Origin of the sequence: Wolbachia endosymbiont (group A) of Dendrolimus pini (assembly GCF_964026835.1) — a bacterium.
Classification (GTDB): Bacteria; Pseudomonadota; Alphaproteobacteria; order Rickettsiales; family Anaplasmataceae; genus Wolbachia; species Wolbachia pipientis.
Genome location: NZ_OZ034702.1, coordinates 901,867 through 923,133, shown reverse-complemented (window position 1 = coordinate 923,133; position 21,267 = coordinate 901,867). Strand labels below are relative to the sequence as shown.

Genomic DNA, 21,267 nt, shown 5'->3' with positions numbered 1-21,267 from the left:
TGTTACTTAGAACATGGGGATTTTTTTTAAATTTTTGGGAAAGATGCTAGGTAAGGTTTTTCCTGCCAAAACAGTAAGCTCTCTTTTAGGAATAGGATATTTACCAAGTTGGCAGAACTATTGGTCTTCTTTTTTAATATTATTTATTGTCGATGTTATATTAATTCTTACATATGGAGGCGAATACTTACTATATAAAATGCCAGACTCAGGAATAGTTGTAGCTGCTGTTTTTACAAAATTGGCAATAGTTATGTTAGTAATGCAATTAATTGGAATATTTATTTTTCATGCTCAAGACCCTTCAGCAAACAGTGGTGAAGAAATAGTAATACAAATAGCGTCAGGGCAAGTACTGACTGTAGCACTTTCAATGCCAGCAATAATGTCAATTTATTATGCTGTAAGTAAACTCTATGGGAATATATGTAAGCAGATGTTTCAATGCCCATTTTGGTTTAATGATTTTATGCACTTTTTCTTTTTTCTTATGATACCTTACGTATTTTTTAATGTCGTAGAAGCGATAAAACCATGGCCAATAAGTTCAATACAGCTCAGCTATAATAATGCAATGTCAATTACATTTGAGGGGATTTTTCACACATTTTATGCGGTGATTTTACTGTATTTAACAGCATTTATATTCTGCGATTTAACTATGCATGATGCAATTGTCCTAAATAAAAGCATAATTCAGTATGTGAGAGAAAGTTCAGCAGTCTTAGGTGATTATTTACATGATACTGTTAAAAAAATAGGTATTGAATAGTACTTATTTATTTATATATTTAGTATAAAAAGTGTGCAATTTGTGTGAACTTACAAAGTATAATAAAAGAGTTGCAAGATTTTTGGGCTAGTGAAGGATGTGTTATACTTCACCCATACACATCTGAAGTTGGTGCTGGCACATTACATCCCGCAACAATTATGTCTGCAATTGATACAAAACCGACAAAAATTGCATATCTACAACCAGTAATTAGGCCAGCAGATGGACGCTATAGTGATAATCCTAATCGCCTGTATCAACATCACCAATATCAAGTTATAATAAAGCCATCTGGTAATAATTTACAAGACGTCTATTTAGATAGCTTAAAAGTTCTTGGCATATCTACAGAAAAATATGATATTAAGTTTGTTGAAGATGATTGGGAAAATCCGAGCGTTGGAGCATCAGGACTTGGTTGGGAAGTTACATGCAATGGAATGGAAGTAACACAGCTTACTTATATACAGCAAGTTGGAGGGATTGACTGCAAGATGATTCCTGGTGAGGTGGCATATGGGTTGGAACGTTTAGCAATGTGCATACAAGGTGTAGATAATGTTTACGATATAATTTGGAACGATAACGGTGTAACTTACGGAGATATTTTTAAACAAAGAGAATATGAATTTTCTTATCTAGCGTTAGATTATTATGATACTAAAGTGGTACAGCAGCAATTCGAAGATACGGAAAAATTGTGTAAGTTCCTTATTGAAAAGGAGCTACCAATGGCAGCCTATGACCAATGTATTAAAACTAGTCACCTACTTAATCTGCTTGATGCAAGAGGTGTGCTTGGTGTAAATGAACGTACAGCTTATATTGGTAAAGTTAGAGAGCTAACAAAAAAATGTTGTGAATTGTACATGAGTAAATAGCGTATGTCGTTGCAGTTATTATTTGAGTGCCTTTCAGAAGAAATACCACCGAGAATGCAGAATGTAGCTGCAACTCAAGTTAAGAGCTGTATTGCCAATGTTTTTAACAAAAATAATGTAAAATTTACATCAATGGAGGTTTTTATAACGGCACGTCGCATTACTCTATTTGTTGACAACATAAATGCTTTGGAGCTAAAGGATTCCAATAACGAAGTTAAGGGACCAAACATTAACGCACCAAAAAGTGCTATCGAGGGTTTTTTAAGAAAATATCAGAAAAATGAAGAAGATTTGCTCGTTCGAAAAGTAAATAATGAGGATTTTTACTTCATTAAAAGAGAAAGCTGCTCATTTAACATTCAAGAGTTTCTTAAAAATCAACTAGGAGAAATATTAAAAAATTTCTCTTGGCCAAAAAGTATGAGATGGGGCAAAGGAAAAGAAAGGTGGGTTAGGCCAATTAAAAACATTTTATGCATTTTAAATGATGAAATAATACCTGTATCTTTTGCAGGGATTACAGCATCTAACACAACATATGGCCATCGATTTCTCTCAAGTGGTACGGCGCTTACTGTTAAAACACCTAAAGACTATTTTGAATTGCTAGAAAAAAACAGTGTAATTCTCCAAATGGACAAAAGAAAGCAATTTATACTAGATCAGATTAATAAATTCACAAAAGAGCAGAATTTACAACTTGAGAAAAATGATTATTTACTAAATGAATTGACAGGGCTTATAGAGTGGCCAATCGTACTGTTTGGTGAAGTGAATCAAGAAAAGTCATTTGGATTACCGAAGGAAGTAATACTTAGTATAGTTAATACACAACAAAAATACCTTGCTTTAAGTAATGGAAAGAGAATTTCACACTTTGTCACTGTTGTCAACGTCAACAATGGTGAAGTTGTTAAAGGACACGAAAGAATATTAGAAGCACGTCTTGCTGATGCCCAATTTTTAATATCTCAAGATAAAAAGGAAAATCTAGATTATTATGTCAAAAGATTAGGTTCAATATTATTTCATGCTTCACTTGGCAGCGTGGGGGAAAAGGTGAAGCGTATTACGGCTTTGTCAAAGTATATAGCTATATTTATTCCACATGCTTCGCTGATAAAAGTTGAACGTGCTGCATATTTGGCAAAAGCTGATTTGGCAACATCGATAGTAAGAGAGTTTCCAGAATTACAAGGAGTAATGGGTGGATATTATGCTTCTTATTTTCAAGAAGATAGAGAAATAGTGGAAGCTATAACTGAGCATTATAAGCCAATCGGGCCAGAGCAGGAGTGTCCTAAATCTCCTTCTGCAATTGCTGTGTCAATTGCAGACAAAGTGGATAGCTTAGTTGGTTTAATTGCAGCAGGTGAGAAAATCTCTGGTTCGTATGATCAATTTGGTTTGCGGAGAATGACAATTGGTATAATTAGGACAATACTTGAAAATAATTTGCATGTTCCAATTAGGCTAATGATAGACAAGTCAGTATCTTTATATTCAAGGCTTCTATTTAATAAAAATACAGCGTCAGTTGATAAGCCGAATAGAAAACAAATTTCAGAACTAGTATTTAGATTTTGCTTAGAAAGATTCAAGGTTATTTTAAAAAATAGAGATATAAGGCAAGATGTTGTAGATTCAATACTATATAAAATCGATATTAATGATCTGCTGACAGCAGAAAAGCAAACTGTTATATTGGATCGTTATCTTAGTACTCCAGAAGGTGAACAAATTCTAAGCACTTACAAAAGAGTCAGTAACATGATGAGCAAAGCAAGGAAAAGTGATGGCACTACTTATAGTGCATCTTACGGTAAGAGGTTTTTGATTGAAAGTGAAGAAATTGCGCTATCAAATTGTGCTATAACTGCTTGTAAAAACATAAAACAAGCGATAAAAAATAACCACTTTAATGTAGCACTTGATGAACTTGCTGGTTTTGCTCCGTTTATCAATCAGTTTATGGACAGTATAAAGATTAACTGTGATTCTGATAAGCTGAGAAGAAACAGATTATCTTTGCTTGAAAATGTAGTTTCCATCTTTCATTTAGTAGCAGATTTTAACCTCATACAGGTTAAACAATGGATAAATGCTCAGGCAATATAAAGAACAAATCAAATCATCTCCACAATCCTGTGGCGTGTATAAGATGGTTGGAGATAAGAATAAAGTTTTATATGTTGGAAAAGCAAAAAACTTAAAGTCAAGGTTATCCGACTACCTTCAATTCGAAAACCTTTCTGAACGAATTAGAGTTATGCTCTTACAGGTTATTAAGGTTGAAATATTCATCACTGAGAATGAAATCGAAGCACTGCTTCTTGAAGCACAGCTAATAAAATCATTGAAACCACTTTATAATATTGTGCTCAAGGATGGAAAATTTTATCCTTATATAACAATTTCCAAGCACGATTATCCAAGAATAGCAAAATATAGAGGCAAATTTAAGAAAAATGAGTTTCATTATTATGGTCCCTTTACATCTGCCGCTGCTGTTAAGCAAACTATATTATCATTGCAAAGAGCTTTTCTCTTGAGAGTATGTTCAGATCAATACTTTTCATCAACAAAAAGACCATGTATTGAGTATCAAATTAAGCGCTGCTCAGCACCATGCATAAACAAAATCACAAAAGACGACTACTGCCAATCAGTAAAACAGGCACGAAATACATTGCTTGGAAGAAATAAGGAAGTGAAAGAACAGTTACTTTTCACAATGAGAAAGTGCAGCAGTGAAGAAAACTATGAGCTTGCTGCTATATATAGAGATCGGGTAAAGTTTCTTGAGCAAATTCAAATACAGCACACGGATTTTTCTTTTGAAAAAGATGCAGATTTCTTCAGTATTGTACGTGAAGAGGATCTAGCATGTATTAGTGTGTTATCGTTCAGAAATAAAGACAACTACGGCAGCACTCCTTACTTTGCCGAGAACTGTGGTGATCACTCAAATGATGAAATTTTATCCACCTTTTTGGTCAATTTTTATAATTCAGCTAACATACCTCCAATACAAATTTACGTTCCAGATTCTATTGTGGATAAGGAAATTATAGAACAAGCACTATATAAGGTTGCTCAAAAGCCAGTAAAAGTTCTGCATGCAAAGAATAAAAAAGAGCGTGATTTATTGAAATTTGTTTATGATAACTCTCAGCATAGCTTAGAGCAGAAGCTTATCGATTATAGAAATAACCTAGAAAAGCTTGAAGAGCTTAGCAAAATCTTCTTGTTACCAAACATTCCAAAGCGTATTGAGGTTTATGACAATAGCCATATATTTGGAAACCAACAAATTGGTGTAATGGTTGTTGCAGGGCAGGAGGGTTTTTTAAAAAGTGAGTACAGAAAATTTACTATAAAGGAAAAATTTTCAGGCGATGACTATAAAATGATGAGGGAAGTGCTAACCAGACGTTTCTCCGGCAATATAAAAGGCATAATACCTGATTTTTTACTGATTGATGGTGGACCAGGACATGTTTCCATAGTACAGAATGTACTGGAAGTATTGAATATAAACGTTCCTTTTGCTTGTATGGCAAAAGGTCCTGATCGTAACGCAGGAAATGAAAGATTTTATATGCTGGGCAGGGAAGAATTCAGTCTGGCAAATGACAGCAAAGTCATGCTTTACTTACAATCGCTGCGTAATGAAGCCCACCGTTTTGCGATAACTTCACATAGAAAAAAACGCGATAAACAGTTTATAGTTTCACAATTAAGCAAAATACCCGGCATTGGCAACAAAAGAAAAAAAGCGTTGATGTCTTATTTTGGTTCAGTGAAAAATATAAGCAAAGCTTCTCTGGCTGAAATTCAAAACGTACCTGGAATTAGTAAAGGTTTAGCAGAAGTCATTCTTAAATACGTGAATTATAAGAGAGGAGTACTGGAATGACACAAAACCCGTTTTATTATTAGGGAATTTATATCTTAAAACCGCAAAAAAAGGTGTGCGTATTTGTGAAAAAAAATCTCCATAAAATTTAATGTGGTGGGACTAGTGCGATTCGAACGCACGACCTTCGGATTAGGAGTCCAACGCTCTATCCTGCTGAGCTATAGTCCCGTGTTTCCTACCATTCATGTAAAGTTATAGCAAAAAATCCTTTCTTTTCTAGATTTCTTGCATAACCAATTTATGACGACAAAAAACATTTCTGTACTTCTTGAGTATAATGCTATTATATTTAATAACATGGTTTAAGTAAGATTAATGCTAGTTAACAATATTGGTTATTTCTATAACAATCAAAACGACTTTGCTTTAAGCAATATAAACATTAAAGTAAAGAAAGGAAATGTTGCATGTTTATTGGGGCATTCTGGCTGTGGCAAGTCAACAATTTTGAAATTAATTGCGGGGATAGAAAATCCAAAATCTGGAACTATTTTTATAAATGATAGGTTAGTTGCAAGTAATAAGGCATCAGTCGCTATAGAGCATAGAAATATCGGATTGATTTTTCAGCATTCTGCATTATTTCCTCATAAAACAGTAGTAGAAAATATAACCTTTGCTATCCGCAGCTCTTCCAAGAGAGAAAAGCACCTAATTGCATTGGAAATCTTGAAGTTACTCAATATAGAAAAATATGAAAATATGTACCCTAACGCCTTATCTGGAGGACAGCAACAATTAGTTGCAATAGCAAGAGTGATGGCACAAAACCCTGATGTTGTGTTGTTAGATGAACCATTTTCTAATTTAGATATACTGCTCAAGTGCCGAATAAGACAACATATATTGTCCCTTTTCAGAAGTAAAAATATCCCTGTGCTAATGGTAACTCATGACCCGCAAGAAGCATTGAAAGTTGCAGATTTTATCTACGTAATGAAAAATGGTAAAATTATTCAATCAGGAGTTTCTAGCGATATATACCATAAGCCTAAAGATGATACGCTAGCAAAGTTTTTTAGTGAGCTCTCTTCTACTCTACAGTTAAGCGAAAAGTTTCCACTTATTCGCTGCAAGAAAATAATCTAGTTTGGGATTGTTATAAAATAATTAAAAAACCTTGATTTATAATTAAATAAAGGTGATATAATCTATGTGTTACTTGACTTCAGTCAAGTTTTAATATTTAAAGGTCAATATTTTAAATGGAGGTGAAAATGAGTTTAGGACCATGGCAATTGTTTCTAGTCTTAATAATAATTTTAGTTCTGTTTGGTGCAGGCAGATTACCGCAAGTTATGGGTGATTTAGGAAAAGGCATCAAAAACCTTAAACAGGAGCTTAAGGACTCAGAAAAATTATCGTCTAATGAACCAGATCGTTAGCGTCCTCATACTTCGTGACATGCACCTTAGTGCATGTCATCTGTTTAAAAACTTAGTCAGGTTAAAGAATGAAAGAGATGAAGTGTTGGTATGAAATAAATAACAAATATTGAAATACAGCAACAACTATGTTAGCTTAAGAGGAATATTTTATTAAAGGATAATTGTGCAAAAAAGTGAGAAACTAACTAAAGATAAAAAACTAGCTTCTGATATTCTAAAAGAGGTTGCAGATACCAATAACAATGATAGCAATAAAGTAACTTTGTTTGACATTAAAACAGCTTTGCATGAGCGCGGTTTTGGTATTTTAATAATCATCTTCTCCTTGCCGCTATCGGTGCCTATACCGGTTCCACCTGGTTATACAACTATTCTTTCTATACCTTTAATCTTATTCTCACTGCAGCTTCTATTTGGATTTGATTCTCCTTGGATGCCCAGTTGGCTAGAAAGAAGATCTTTTCAGCGTTCAACACTAGCTCTTGTGGTAGAGAAAACTTCCCCTGTATTAGAAAAAATAGAAAAATTCATGAAGCCAAGACTGTCTTTCATTTTCTATGGGCCTGGTGAGAAGATTCTGGCTTTTATGATGTTGCTTTGTGCAATAATAATAGCTCTTCCATTACCTTTTACTCACTTCCTTCCTGCAATTGGCACAACTCTTATTTCACTTAGCATTATGAGTAAAGACGGGTTTCTATCCATATTGGGAGTTTTAGTATCATTGTGCGCGTTGTTGCTTACTCTTGTTGTAATAGTCAAAGGACCACAACTTATAACCGGAGCACTTTCTCTTCTTAAAAGCTTTACAACACTTTAACAAAAGAACGAATTACTAGCGCAAAATGAATAATGCATATTGAAATAAAACAATAATTGTGTTAAGAATTATTTTTATCAAAGGTTTTTCGTGTCAAAAAATGATAAGTTGACTAAAAGTGATAAATTAGCTTCTGATATTCTAAAAGAAGTTGCAGATACCAATAACAATGATAGCGATAAAGTAACTTTGTTTGACATTAAAACAGCTTTGCATGAGCGTGGTTTTGGTATTTTAATAATCATCTTCTCCTTGCCGCTATCGGTGCCTATACCGGTTCCACCTGGTTATACAACTATTCTTTCTATACCTTTAATCTTATTCTCACTGCAGCTTCTATTTGGATTTGATTCTCCTTGGATGCCGCATTGGTTGGAAAGAAGGTCTTTTCAGCGTTCAACACTAGCTTTTGTGGTAGAGAAAACTTCTCCAGCATTAAAAAAAATAGAAAAGTTCATGAGACCAAGAATGTCTTTTATTTTCTATGGGCCCGGTGAAAAAATTTTAGCTTTTATAATGCTGCTTTGTGCGTTATCAATAGCTCTTCCACTACCTCTTACTAACTTCATTCCTGCAATTGGTACAACTCTTATTTCGCTTGGTATCATGAGTAAAGATGGGTTTCTATCCATATTGGGAGTTCTAATATCATTGTGTGGGTTATTGCTTACTCTTGTTGTAGTAGTCAAAGGGCCACAACTTATCATTGGGGCATTTTCTTTTCTCAAAAGCTTCGTATATGGTTAGGCTTTACAACACCTTAACAAAAAAAAAGGAACTTTTTACACCAATCGATAAAGATCATGTGAAAATGTATGTTTGCGGACCAACAGTATATGACACAGCACATATAGGCAATGCACGGTCTGTTGTTGTGTATGATGTGTTATTTCAGCTACTTAAGTTTTGTTATGGCAAAGTTACCTATGTGCGTAACATAACCGACATTGATGATAAGATAATTAATGCAGCAAGCGAGAAAAATAGCAACACAGAAAGTATAACCACATATTACATTAAAGCTTTTCATGATGATATGGAAAGCATAAATTGTAAAAAGCCAACATATGAACCAAAAGCAACGGAAAACGTAGATTATATTATAAAATTAATTGAACATTTGCTGCAATCAGGCCACGCTTACGAATCTGACAAACACGTGTATTTTAATATAGAATCTTACCATGAATATGGTGCTTTATCAGGAAAAAAAACTGATGAATTGGTTCCAGGTAGCAGAGTTGAAGTTAATGAAAATAAAAAGCACCCGGGAGATTTTGTGCTGTGGAAGCCTGCAAGTGATATTGACTACAAACTTTCAAGTTATTGGGATAGCCCATGGGGAGAGGGCAGGCCTGGATGGCATATAGAATGCTCAGCAATGTCATATGCTTACCTTGGCAAAGATTTTGATATTCATGGTGGCGGCATAGATTTACAATTTCCTCACCATGAAAATGAAATTGCACAGAGTAAGTCTGCATTTGCTGGATCAATGTTTGCAAAATACTGGATACATAACGGCTTTCTTACAGTAAATGAAGAAAAAATGAGCAAGTCCTTATTTAATATAGTCAAAGTAAGAGATTTGCTAGATAGTGGAATAAAGGGTGAAGTAATACGCTATGCACTGCTCAAAACTCACTACAGAAAACCACTTGATTGGACAGAAAACGTTATTTCTGATGCACAGGAAACCTTAAACAAATTTTATCGGTTATTACGTGGTTTAGATATAACGAATATTGATGAAAGTAACGCAGAGATTTCTAAAGATTTTATAGACGCTTTAAAAAACGACTTAAACATTCCTGAAGCTCTAGCTATATTACATGAAATGGCTGCAAAAATTAACAAAATGAGTAATGAAAGTGAAAAGCTTAAATTAACTGAGAGTTTTGTTAAGAGTGCCAGATTTATTGGTCTTCTTGAGTCAAGTTATGAAAAGTGGTTTGCTGTGGATGTAAATCATCAAGAAATAGAAAGGTTGATAGACTTAAGAAAAATTGCAAAAAAAAATAAAAATTACGATACTGCAGACAAAATAAGAAATCAGTTGAAACAAATGGGGATTACAATTTCTGACAATGAAGATGGTACAACAACCTGGTAAACTCATATGGAAAATTACTTTCTGTTATTCACAGATAGTCTAGTATCGTCGTTAGTTTTACCCATACATCAAGGTTTTGTGTTCAATACGATGCTTTATTTCAGGTCGTATTACACTCCACTACTGATGTTATTTTTTGGAGTACTAGGATCAAGCCTTGGTGGAATAGTTAACTGGTACTTAGGTAGAATAACAATCTCTATACGAAAATCATACCACAAACTAGAGAACGAGCATAAAACACCAAAAATCGTAAAAAATCTACTGATTTGTGCAGTTACATTACTTTCATGGGTGCCAGCACTTGGAAGTGTGATTCAAATTTTATCAGGTTATTTTAAGTTAAACCTTTATACCCTTGCCCCTTTAATCATTCTATCTAATTTCTTCTATTTGTTATATCTAATACTTACTTTTGGCGTATAACAGCTATAGTACTACAGCCATTAAAGCCCACTTCTGTCATCCTATGCCCTGATAGAAGCGGAGCTATAAATTAAATGCAAAATTTCAATAGTCACGGGATGCACCATGAGCTAAAAGCAACTCCACAAGTTCTTGGCAGTTATCAACTGCACAGTCCAGTACTGTATTCCCTAAATTATTTCTAGCGTTAACGTCTGCATTGTGTTTTAGTAGCGTCCTCGTTATATCAACCTTTTGCCTAATAACAGCCAAGTGTAGTGCAGTGTTGCCATCTTTATCCTTAGCATTAACATCAGAACCTTCTCGAATAAGGCATCCTGCAATATTGTAGCTCCCAGATAAAGCAGAGTAGTGTAATGGAGTTCTACCATCTCTGTTCTTAGCATTAACATTAGCACCCTTATTGATTATATACTCTACTATTCTTAAATCTCCACTAAAGGTAGCCCTATAAACAACGCGGTGTAACGCTGTTTCGTCATACTCATCCCTAACATTAACATTAGCACCTTTTTCAACGAGGCCCTTTACTACATTTAATTCTCCACTCTCAGCAGCAAAAAATAATGGGGTTTTGTATTGTGCATTCCTAGCATCAATATAAGCGTCTCTATTGATTAGGCATGCCATTATATCTAATTCTTTGGTGTAAACAGCTACATGCAGTGGAGTATTACCACATTCGTCCCTAGCGTCAATATTAGCATACTTTTTGATGAGATATTTTACCATATCCAACTCTCCATTTTGAGCAGCAACGTGCAATGGAGCCCAGCCACATTCGCCTGTAGCATTGATGTTACTACCTTTAACAATCAGGTATTTTGCTATATCCAATTCTCCAGCGTAAGCAGCTGAATGCAATGGAATATTACCATATTTGTCTCTAGCATTAGTGCTAGCACCTTTATTGACTAGACATTTCATTACATTCAAACTCCCACTCCTAGCAGCAATATGCAACAAAGTTTGACCGTGATTGTCCTTAACATTAACAGTTTTTACAAATTCACCAGAGTAATGTTTTTCTATATGTGCTATTATTGCACTAATTGCTTTACAATCACCACTTTCAGCAAGCAAGTGCAAAGGGGTGCTTTTCCTTATAAACAGTGGTCCTCCATATACATAAGATGAGTTAAAGTAAAAGTCATCAATCAACTTACCGTATTTGCTTGCATATCCCCAAATAGAGACAATATGACTTATATTGTCTTGTGCTATATTACCACCGTTTATCAATTCTAGAGCTTTTCTCAAAATTTCTTCTTCTCGGCCTTCTTTTTGTAATTTTAATCTTGTTACTTCCTGCACCAGTCTGTGAATGTTTACTACTCCTTCACTTAAGTTAACCATCGAATATCTATCGAGTAACTCAACAGCACCCCGCAGTTTGTCTTCATCATTTGCTATTAATTTTAAAAAGATTTCTTCTATACGAATCTTGTCAGGAGCAAGATAAGCCATTATCTCCAGAATATTCAACGTTTCACAGCCGTATTCTTTTTGTATATGTGTCATCGTAATGGTACAAGTTATTGAAACTGCTTCAGCATAACAATCTTCATCTTTACAAACTCCTTCTTTAAGTGATTTTCCTGTGTACCGTTGACACTCCTTTAAGTAATCACTTATCTCAAATCTTCCATAACCTCTCAACTTTGATTCTTTATTTTTGTTGCGAATGTACACTACCACTTGCTTTAAAGCCAAGGGCAAATACTGCAGCTTTTCCATTAGCTCTTTTATTTCCTTATCCTGTAAAGGGTCATCTATATTTAAGGACTTCTTAATAAATCCCAAAGCCTCCGTTTTATTGAATATATCTAACTTTATTACTTCTATATCTCCTCTTGCTTCCCACTTATTATCACGAGAAGTAATTAAAACATAAGGTTTTTTATAGTCAGGATATAAAGACAGTGGTAAAAATTTACTGATGTCTTTATATTCTCTTGCATTATCGAAAATAAAAAGACTTTTTACATCTTTAAAATATCTATATACACTCTTAATAATAGATCTGATTCCCTTTTCTTGTTCAGTATCTTCATCTGTAATAAAAATTTTCGAACCTTCAGGTAACCTTCTATTTAACTCCTTAGCTAATCCTTTAAACGATTCTTCAAGATCCTTTTGTGTTCCTGCATTTACCCATACAAGATTACCATCATAATGCTCTTTATATTCACAAGCATATTTTCTGGCTAACTCACTCTCCCCTACTCCTTCAGAACCGCCAATAACAACAATCCGCGATATTGCCATTGGTTTGTCAGTGCTTTTATGCAGCCTATCATATATTTCTTGCAATTCATTTTTTCTTCCAACAAACATTTCAACCGGATGTTTTATATTAAACTGAATAGGTTTCCCTACCCGCTTGTTATCCTGTGTCGTTACAGCCACATATATTTTATGTAGTGTTTTACTATCCTTATGTTGTTGTTCTATTACTTTATCAATTCTTTCATTCTTTTCTTTTACTCCTTGTTCTATCTTACCTAAAGTACTAGCCCACAGCTCAACTTCTCGAAAAAGTTCTTCTCCCTTTTTGTACGAAAGAGGACGCGCTTTTATATCTTTTACCCAGTCTGATATTTTTTTTAGAAGATTATTACAAAAGATTTGATTGTCACCAATATAGCCAAACTTTTTGTTCAACCTACTACTCAACTTACCTAGCAATAATTCTCTTAGCTGAGCTTCATGGGGTAAATTAACCACAAACACCGATTCATTTAAAAAGTCTTCTATCTCTTTATTGCTAACTTCCTTGCCTATCTCACGCTTTATAAAATCCATATTTTGCTTCAAGTATTGAGCAGCACTACCATCTGAATCACTAATTCTATATCTTGCACTATCACCTATATCCAGAAACTCATCTTTTGTGTCTATCCTTACAAATGAAAGTTTTTTTCCTTTATTTTCTCCACTTAACATTGCTCTTAGGTTTCTTACTTTATGTTGTATTGAATATGGTGAATCAAAATCCATATTCGTAGCGACAAAAAAATGCTTTATTCCATCACTAAACTTTTCACTATTTTTGATTTTTAAATAGGCAGGAAAAAGTTTTAAAATACTAAACTTACCACTTTTTGTTAATAAGCTACTTACACTGATTTTTTCAGTTCCATCTTGGTTGTGCTTAACTTGTGTAAACTCATGTACTATACCTTTATTTTGCTCATGCCGGACAACAATATCATCAAAACCTTGAGCTGACTCTAACTCTGTGTCTATGGAGAAAGAACATTCTTTACCCATCTTAGACATTAGAGATATTACGATCAATAACTCTTGAAAGGTAATACCATGGTAAATGCGTTTGACCCCCCAAGTAGAATCATCTTCTAGATACATTACCCCTGTTTTTATCCTAATCTCTCACTCAAAATTGAATTCACAACATCAGGGCTGGCTTTTCCCTTGGTGAATTTCATGACTTCACCAACAAAGAAACCATATAATTTTGTTTTACCGCTTTTGTATTCTTGAACTTTATCTTGGTTGCTATTGATGATTGTGTCGATAACTTCTGATATTTGACCTCTATCGGTTATTTGCTTTAGGTCCTGCTCTTCTATGATGAGAGATGCAGGTTTGCCAGTTTCAAACATACTATCGAACACTTGTTTGCCAAGTTTAGCAGAGATTGTTCCATCAACGATAAAATCTAAGAGCTCGGACAGGGCATTGGCTTTGATTGGGGAGCTCACAATATCAATACCTGCTTTATTCAAACGACCAAAAAGCTCTACGGTTAACCAGGTAACGGCGAGCTTTGAATCATGTTTTTTTATCAATTCCTCAAAATAATCAGCAATTGCTTTATCGGAGGTAATGACGTTTGCATCGTATTCGTTGATACCCAATTCCTCAATGTATCGCAGCTTTTTTTGATCTGGTAACTCGGGTAAAGATGATTTAATAGAATCGATTTTATCCTGGCTTACCTCAACAGGTAATAAATCAGGCTCAGGGAAGTATCTATAGTCGCTTGCATCCTCTTTGCTTCTCATCACTTTTGTTTTTCCCAAAGCAACATCAAATAATAAGGTATCTTGACTTATTTCTTCTCCACTTTCTAAAATTTCAATTTGTCTTTGTATTTCATAGTCTATAGCTTGCACAATATAACGTATCGAGTTCAGATTTTTTATCTCACAACGAGTGCCAAATGTACTACTGCCTTTTAGGCGGACAGAAACATTTGCATCACAACGAAGTGATCCCTTTTCCATATCACCATCACACGAACCAATGTAACGCAAAATCTGCCTCAATTTTTTCATGCATTCTGCAGCTTCCGCAGATGAACGGAGATCTGGCTCTGAAACAATTTCCATTAAAGCAACCCCTGCACGATTTAACTCTACATAGGTTCTGCTTTCCTCATGAACGCTCTTTCCTGCATCTTGCTCTAAATGAATTCTCGCAATTCTTATTTCTTTTTCATTGTCGTTGATAAATACTCTACCGTTTTTAACTATCGGCTCAAAAAACTGGGTTATCTGGTAACCTTGCGGTAAATCAGGATAAAAATAATTTTTCCGATCAAAGTAAGAACACTTATTAATTTCTGCAGAAAGTGCAAGACCAGTGCGTATTGCTTGCTCTATGCAGTAATAATTTAGTATTGGCAGCGTACCTGGCATTGCCGCATCAACTAGAGAAACTTGAGTGTTATGCTCAGCACCAAATTCCGTTGATGAGCTAGAAAATAGCTTCGTATTAGAAGAAACTTGAGCGTGTACCTCAAGCCCAATTACCGCTTCCCAATCCTCTTTCGTCATGTATTTTATTTAAATGATAATCTTAATATTCTGCAAAATTAGCACAAAAAGTCAAAACAAAACTCATGTTAGCTAAGTGGTATGCAGATTGTTTTACCCATAGAAACGGGTTAAATGCAAAAGATTACTTGACAAGCTTCGCCAGCCCTCTTATCATAAAATTGAAGCTATTTATTTATCTTCTCTGTACAGATTAAATGACAAAAAAACTCACGTATCTGGCGTCTCATGTTTAATTTTTTGCACTATGTGCACCTTATGTCTTTATAAAACTTCTACCTACATAAGCTGAAACGCGCTTATAAAGCGTTTAAAACATAAAAAAACGCCAACTTAAAAAATGGATAGTGAATAACTAGCTACCCTAGGGTTTCTTTTGCCTTTTTTTCTGTTTAGTAAATTTCTTAACGTTTATAATTTAGATTAGTTGCGGTTTAAAAGCAACTGAATCGCGGTTATTAAGTGTTTAGAATAAAAAAACGCCATACTTGAAAGTATAATGTAAGTAATTAGCCAACCACGGGGCTTCTTTTGCCTTTTTTTTCGTTTGGTAAATTTCTTAATGTTTGTAGCTAAACGATAACCGTCATCCCGCTACTTGTTAGCGGCCGAGATACCGCGAATGAATTGCGGTATGACGTAGGATTGCTGTCATTCCAGTGCCAAGCACTGGGATCCAGCCTTTATTATTTGGTTGAAATTAAGTCTTCTGGATCCCAGTGGGCTTTGTTGCATCGCTAGCTATGATGGATTAAAGATAAAAAAGGTGGAGAATATCAGTAGCTTATTATTCTGGTATTTATAACAAGAACGGTCAGTGAATACCTAAATTTGAGTAAAAGAAATTTCACTACCACTCACTAATCCGGCTAAAATTCAAGAATTTCAATGCTTTAGCTATTTTCAATAGAATTAAATTTATTAATATAAATAATAAATTACTATTCTTAAATTTGATCAGATTGATTGCAAAAAAACAAGATTTTCAATAGGTTGCTTATAATCCTAATTATAGTTAGCCTTTCATAAGTAGCGATGCAACAAAGCCATCCCAGTGTCAGCTACTTGGATGACACCATTCTTTTTCCTGGATTCCAGTGTCTGGGCACTGGAATGACATCCTCCCTTGTGGAGATTGCTCTCAAATCACAATGTTCGTACAGCTATGCAAACACAAAGGTGTCATTCCAGCGCGTGACGCTGGAATCCAGTTGAGCTATTTCAACAAAAATACTGCATTTTGAGATGAACGTCTATTCTCACCAGACTTATTTACAAGTATAACAATTAAAGTCTGGATTCCAGTGTCAAGCACTGGAATGACATCATAGGGGCACTGCCCTTTTGGATGGAAACCAGTGTCAGCTACTTAGATGATACCTTTTTTCTACTTAGTTTGGGTTATGCAAGAAGTCTATTGCATTCCTGAGCAATTTGATTCATTATTCTTTTTGTAAAAAATTTTCTTAACTTTCTCTCCACTTTTTTGGTAAGGTCACTTTAAAGGAAGTCTAATAGATGCTACATAGAAATCCAGATGAGTTTCTAAAGTCTATTCCAAAAGATAAGCGCATAATGTGCCTTGACATGGGAGAAAAGCAAATAGGCATAGCATTTAGCGATAAAACACAGCTCATAGCCACAGCTCATAGCATATATCACAGAAAAAATATGAGCAAAGATTTAGGTTATCTGCATAGAATATTCAAAGAAAATGAATCTGGATCAATGGTAATAGGACTACCATTAAAAATGGACGAGCAAGAAACTAAATGGTGTAAAACTATAATCCAATTCGCAAATAAAATAATAAAAAAATATAAAGTAAATATATACTTACAAGACGAAAGCTTCTCAACATCTATCGCAACTCATACACTAAAAATTACTGGAATATCAATCACAAAATCGAAAAAAATAGATGATAAAATCTCCGCATGTATTATTTTGCAACGAACGTTAGACAAGATAAATACAATCAAATAGTTTTTCCAGATCTGGAAATCTTCAAACTGAATCCCATATAAAAGTTACTCAACAAAACAAGAACCTTTCGTATAAGCATGACAAATTGCTACAGCAAGAGCGTCAGCAGCATGGTGGCATTTTATACTCAAATTTTTAACTATTTGCTTCACCATAAATATCATCTGATCCTTATCAGCATGGCCATTTCCGGTAATGCTTTTTTTTACATAGTTTGCATCATATTCATTCATAGTTAGCTTTGTTATTTTTAACGCTAAAATTACAACCCCTCTTGCATATCCTAAAGTTAGTGAAGATTTAGGATTTTTATTAACAAAAATTTTCTCCACCGCAGCTTCATTCGGAGAGTATAGGGAAATTACTTTCTTTAATTGTTCAAAAATTGTATGTAGGCGTTCACCTGTACCCAATTTACCATCAGTTGATATGGTACCGCCGCCCAAAAATTCAATATTATTTTTTTCGTTCAGGCTGATAATGGCCCACCCAGTCTTGCTTATTCCTGGATCTAGACCTATTATTTTAACCACTTAATAAACGCTTAACCAATAGACAAACAAAAATAAAAATATCCAGACTACATCTACAAAGTGCCAATACCAGGAGGCAAACTCAAAGCACAAATGGTCCTGAAGTGTAAATTGGCCTTTCCGTGCTCTAAATAAACACACTGATAAAAATATTATTCCTATTATAACGTGTGCGCAGTGAAAACCGGTAATCATGTAAAAATTGGATGTATAAATAAGCTTTTCTCCTGTTTCTTGTAGAGAAAAACTCGCTTCATGATACTCTATTGCTTGCACTATTATAAAAAAAACTCCAAGCAATATAGTTATGGACAGCATTTTAATCATGCTCTTTTTATCATTTTTAAGTAAAGAGTGATTTGCCCAAGTAATTGTTGTACCAGAAAGCAATAATATTAATGTATTCATGAATGGTAGTGACCACGGATCAGGTGGCAAAATTCCCTCAGGGGGCCATTCAACTTTTTTTGCAGGAGAAAACGCCTCAAATAAAAAAACTGGATCAAGCCAGGCTTTAAAGAATGAACAAAAGAACACTATAAAAAATACGACCTCCGAGAGAATAAACAAGTACATTGCAAATTTGAGTCCATGTTTTACAATGGCAGTGTGACATTTGTCATAAATGGCCTCCCTTATTACATCTCTCCACCAATAAAACAGCACCCCTGATACTGCGGAGATTCCCAAAACTAAACAAAACATTCCGACAATTTGTTTATGAAGCGCGCCAACTAATCCAAGTGCAAGAATAAGAATTGCTGCTGATACAGCAATTGGCCAAGGGCTTGGATCCACTAAATGAAAATCATGTTCTTTACTTTTCATAGCATTTTAAAAAATACTTATTAAGGATACAAATTAGCTTAAAATTGTCAATGTTCCTTAGGAAATTGATTGAATCTTGAAAAATTATATGCACCGTTCAAAAAATCTAACACAAATTGTGCAGTTATTCTAAACAACTCAAGCATTCTGCTCTTTTCGTTTTCTCTTGCTCTGCTGCAATATCCATCAACAATATTTTCTAAAATAATGCATCCAGACTTTACTGAATCACTGTAACAAAAATTAAACCAATCCCTATATCTATTATTTTTCTTGAATCTATTTTTCATGCTATCAACGACAGTCTCGTATATAAACATGCAAGAATACAAAACCGTCATAGCCTCATAGGTATTACTATGCGAGATGGATAAAAGAAAATTAGTGAAATTAAAACACTCAAGAGATTTCTTTTCGCGACTTATACCGTACATAGTAAAGTAGTAGTCATATAGCATTCTATTAACAGTCACTACTCTTTGGGCTACTTCAGCAAGCGAGATAATACTACTATAATCTTCCATTTTGGATGCAGTAATTAAGGTGGTACGAATATAATCACCTAAGAACAACGTCTTTTGTTGAGCATAGAATTTGAAGTTCTCTATATTTAGGGTGTTATTCGCTAACTCAACATTAAAAGGATGCTCAATTATATCCTTTAAAAGATTTGACCCGTAACAGCTCCTAATTATGCCACTGAACACTGTAGTTACCGATAAAAGATCAAGTTAACGTAAATAATCCGCTGCTAATATTCTTTGCTAGATATATTAGAGTAATATGCCTCATCCCAAAACATTATTTCTAATTCCAGCCCTTTCTTAAAAAACTCATACATCCTCTTTTTTTCACAGTCACTAGCTTTTTTATATAGCTTATTTGTAATATCAGTAACCTCATCAATTACAGCATTTACTGTTTCGCTACTATAAATGTTGATCCACTCTTTGTATTTGTTATTTTTAACCCCTTTAGTTGTTATCTCATATACCATATGGCGTATAACGATTTGGTATATGTTAAAGCAAGAATAAGATGCTACTAAAGCTTCATTAACAGAATTGTGATATGCGGCACTCATGAAAAAGTCAGTAAAGGCAGAACAAGCTCTTGACTTTTTGTGATCATCAGATAGATCACAATCTTCAAAATATTTTTTATACTGTTCTCGAACATAAAATGCTCCTTGTGCCAAATTGATTAAACTACTCATCATTTCAATATCATCAACTCTAGCTGCAACAATTAAAAAAGCACGAGCGCAATCTATACAATACAGAAAATCCTGCTGAAGGTAGAATTTGAATTTTTCATAATCTAATGTATTATTTATCAATTCAACATTAAAAGGGTGTTCTTTTATTTTATCAATAAGATCAGAAAACTCTTTTACAATTACGTTGTACAGTTCTCCTTCTATTTCGTTATACGCTTTATAAGCCTCACAATAAAAATTGAATATAAAAATTATTACTAATGTGGTATAATTATTATGAAAAAGCGTGCTATGCTTTAACAATAAGCTAGTATATAAATATGGGGCTGTAAATCAAAAATTTTAGCAATCTAAAGAAATTTTACTATTACCTTCTATATTGAATTCTCTACAAAGATCAGCAGATAAGTCCATGTTTTCCCAAGAAAATCCACCGTCCCTTTCCGACTGTTTACCAAAATGTCCATAACAGGCTGTACGTTTATATATAGGATGATTAAGCGATAAATGCTTGATTATGCCTTTTGTTGATAAATCTATATTATTCTCGATAAACTTTTTAATTACTCTTTCCTCTACCTTATTCGCACCAAATGTATCAATATAGAATGAAGTAGGTTTTGATACACCAATTGCATAAGAAAGCTGCACAAGACAACGTTCAGCCAAACCTGCAAAGACAATATTTTTAGCAAGATATCTTGCCATATAAGCCGCAGATCTATCAACTTTGGTTGCATCTTTTCCGGAAAACGCTCCTCCACCGTGTGGAATATAACCTCCATAAGTATCAACCATAATTTTTCGTCCGGTTAATCCACAATCACTAACCGGTCCACCAATAACAAATCTACCAGTTGGATTGACTAAGAGATTTTCCTCAGGACACATCCATCCTTCAGGTAAAGATGAAACTATGTAAGGGTAAATTATTTCTTTTACTTTTGATTGATCCAAATCCTCAGGGTGCTGTATTGAGACAATAATACTTTCAGCACGTACCGGGAGGTTATTCTCATATGCCAAAGTGATTTGTGACTTTGCATCTGGACCAAGTTTTGCTTCTTTAACTGCGCTCATGATATTTTTCAGAATCGAGTGTGCATAAAAAATGGGTGCCGGCATAAGGTTTTCTGTCTCTGTTGTTGCATAGCCATACATTATGCCCTGATCTCCAGCACCTTGATCCAACCCTATTGCAATGTCATTTGATTGCTCATGCAGCAATATATTTACTTTCACTTTTCTCCAGTGGAACCCATCGTGCTTGTAACCAATATCTTTTATTGTATTCCGTACAATACTTTCAATCCTGCTATTTTTGATGTTAGGCCCAAACACTTCCCCAGCTATAATAACGTTATCTTTGGTGACTAAAGTCTCTATTGCAGCTCGCGCAAAAGGATCAGTAAAAAGGTACTCATCAAGTATTGCATCTGAAATTTGATCTGCTACTTTATCTGGATGACCAGCCGCCACTGATTCACTGGTTACTAAATTTTTATATAAACTCATGTTTTTGCTTATACAATATCAAAACCGCTATAGAAAACACAGTTAGTAACTACTAA

19 protein-coding genes and 1 tRNA gene are annotated in these 21,267 nt (G+C 34.3%); 12 read left to right on the top strand and 8 right to left on the bottom strand.

Annotated elements, in window-relative coordinates:
- Positions 1 to 13 precede the first annotated feature (13 nt).
- Genes AAGD66_RS04585 through uvrC form a run of 4 tightly spaced genes read left to right on the top strand, consistent with a single transcriptional unit; the run spans position 14 to position 5,578 of the window.
- Positions 14 to 772, top strand: a complete 759-nt coding sequence (locus AAGD66_RS04585) for a phosphatidylglycerophosphatase (protein ID WP_264723724.1) — start codon at positions 14 to 16, stop codon at positions 770 to 772.
- A gap of 44 nt (positions 773 to 816) precedes the next feature.
- Complete coding sequence (locus AAGD66_RS04580; protein WP_264339262.1) at positions 817 to 1,656, top strand: glycine--tRNA ligase subunit alpha; 840 nt, start codon at positions 817 to 819, stop codon at positions 1,654 to 1,656.
- 3 nt (positions 1,657 to 1,659) lie between these two features.
- On the top strand, positions 1,660 to 3,777 hold the full coding sequence (glyS, locus tag AAGD66_RS04575) for a glycine--tRNA ligase subunit beta (protein WP_264723723.1): 2,118 nt from the start codon (positions 1,660 to 1,662) through the stop codon (positions 3,775 to 3,777).
- Positions 3,761 to 5,578, top strand: a complete 1,818-nt coding sequence (gene uvrC / locus AAGD66_RS04570; RefSeq protein WP_264723722.1) for an excinuclease ABC subunit UvrC — start codon at positions 3,761 to 3,763, stop codon at positions 5,576 to 5,578. Before glyS ends, uvrC begins: the two co-directional genes overlap by 17 nt.
- A gap of 94 nt (positions 5,579 to 5,672) precedes the next feature.
- Here the strand turns inward: uvrC and AAGD66_RS04565 are convergent.
- Positions 5,673 to 5,749 (bottom strand) — tRNA-Arg (locus AAGD66_RS04565).
- A 147-nt stretch (positions 5,750 to 5,896) separates the two neighbouring features.
- Here AAGD66_RS04565 and AAGD66_RS04560 point away from each other — a divergent pair.
- From AAGD66_RS04560 to AAGD66_RS04535, 6 genes are all read left to right on the top strand, one after another.
- Positions 5,897 to 6,670 (top strand): ABC transporter ATP-binding protein, encoded by a 774-nt coding sequence (locus AAGD66_RS04560; RefSeq protein WP_006280146.1) that lies wholly within the window; start codon positions 5,897 to 5,899, stop codon positions 6,668 to 6,670.
- Positions 6,671 to 6,798: 128 nt separating this feature from the next.
- Entirely contained in the window at positions 6,799 to 6,966 is a 168-nt protein-coding gene (locus AAGD66_RS04555; RefSeq protein WP_006013840.1) for a twin-arginine translocase TatA/TatE family subunit, read from the top strand.
- 166 nt (positions 6,967 to 7,132) lie between these two features.
- Positions 7,133 to 7,789: an exopolysaccharide biosynthesis protein gene (locus AAGD66_RS04550; protein WP_010962397.1), complete on the top strand. Its 657-nt coding sequence runs from the start codon at positions 7,133 to 7,135 to the stop codon at positions 7,787 to 7,789.
- 90 nt (positions 7,790 to 7,879) lie between these two features.
- The gene (locus AAGD66_RS04545) at positions 7,880 to 8,536 is read left to right on the top strand and encodes an exopolysaccharide biosynthesis protein (RefSeq protein ID WP_015588796.1); all 657 of its coding nucleotides are present in this window, start codon (positions 7,880 to 7,882) and stop codon (positions 8,534 to 8,536) included.
- Positions 8,529 to 9,902, top strand: coding sequence for a cysteine--tRNA ligase (gene cysS, locus AAGD66_RS04540; RefSeq protein WP_264723721.1), 1,374 nt, complete (start codon positions 8,529 to 8,531; stop codon positions 9,900 to 9,902). The genes AAGD66_RS04545 and cysS overlap by 8 nt, the downstream gene beginning before the upstream one ends.
- A gap of 6 nt (positions 9,903 to 9,908) precedes the next feature.
- On the top strand, positions 9,909 to 10,328 hold the full coding sequence (locus tag AAGD66_RS04535) for a YqaA family protein (RefSeq protein WP_151807775.1): 420 nt from the start codon (positions 9,909 to 9,911) through the stop codon (positions 10,326 to 10,328).
- A gap of 84 nt (positions 10,329 to 10,412) precedes the next feature.
- On the opposite strand, the gene AAGD66_RS04530 is transcribed toward AAGD66_RS04535, so the two are convergent.
- Positions 10,413 to 13,697 carry an ankyrin repeat domain-containing protein gene (locus tag AAGD66_RS04530; RefSeq protein WP_341814428.1) on the bottom strand — a complete coding sequence of 1,095 codons (3,285 nt, stop codon included), beginning with the start codon at positions 13,695 to 13,697 and terminating at the stop codon, positions 10,413 to 10,415.
- A gap of 11 nt (positions 13,698 to 13,708) precedes the next feature.
- Complete coding sequence (gene gatB / locus AAGD66_RS04525) at positions 13,709 to 15,130, bottom strand: Asp-tRNA(Asn)/Glu-tRNA(Gln) amidotransferase subunit GatB (RefSeq protein WP_264723718.1); 1,422 nt, start codon at positions 15,128 to 15,130, stop codon at positions 13,709 to 13,711.
- A gap of 1,035 nt (positions 15,131 to 16,165) precedes the next feature.
- Between gatB and AAGD66_RS04520 the strand changes: the two genes are divergently transcribed.
- Positions 16,166 to 16,345, top strand: coding sequence for a hypothetical protein (locus AAGD66_RS04520; protein ID WP_144054585.1), 180 nt, complete (start codon positions 16,166 to 16,168; stop codon positions 16,343 to 16,345).
- Between the two features lie 303 nt (positions 16,346 to 16,648).
- Positions 16,649 to 17,116: a Holliday junction resolvase RuvX gene (gene ruvX, locus AAGD66_RS04515; protein ID WP_010082183.1), complete on the top strand. Its 468-nt coding sequence runs from the start codon at positions 16,649 to 16,651 to the stop codon at positions 17,114 to 17,116.
- Between the two features lie 44 nt (positions 17,117 to 17,160).
- Here the strand turns inward: ruvX and ruvC are convergent, their stop codons facing one another.
- The 5 genes from ruvC to metK all read right to left on the bottom strand — a co-directional run bounded on the left by ruvC (position 17,161) and on the right by metK (position 21,211).
- A complete protein-coding gene (gene ruvC / locus AAGD66_RS04510; protein WP_015588791.1) occupies positions 17,161 to 17,649 on the bottom strand; it encodes a crossover junction endodeoxyribonuclease RuvC in 489 nt (162 codons plus the stop codon).
- Positions 17,650 to 18,477: a cytochrome c oxidase subunit 3 gene (locus AAGD66_RS04505; RefSeq protein WP_006279354.1), complete on the bottom strand. Its 828-nt coding sequence runs from the start codon at positions 18,475 to 18,477 to the stop codon at positions 17,650 to 17,652.
- Positions 18,478 to 18,524: 47 nt separating this feature from the next.
- Positions 18,525 to 19,184, bottom strand: a complete 660-nt coding sequence (locus AAGD66_RS04500) for a TenA family protein (RefSeq protein ID WP_010962391.1) — start codon at positions 19,182 to 19,184, stop codon at positions 18,525 to 18,527.
- Positions 19,185 to 19,228: 44 nt separating this feature from the next.
- Positions 19,229 to 19,900 carry a TenA family protein gene (locus AAGD66_RS04495; RefSeq protein ID WP_406833413.1) on the bottom strand — a complete coding sequence of 224 codons (672 nt, stop codon included), beginning with the start codon at positions 19,898 to 19,900 and terminating at the stop codon, positions 19,229 to 19,231.
- Between the two features lie 138 nt (positions 19,901 to 20,038).
- Entirely contained in the window at positions 20,039 to 21,211 is a 1,173-nt protein-coding gene (gene metK / locus AAGD66_RS04490) for a methionine adenosyltransferase (RefSeq protein WP_151807781.1), read from the bottom strand.
- Positions 21,212 to 21,267 lie beyond the last annotated feature (56 nt).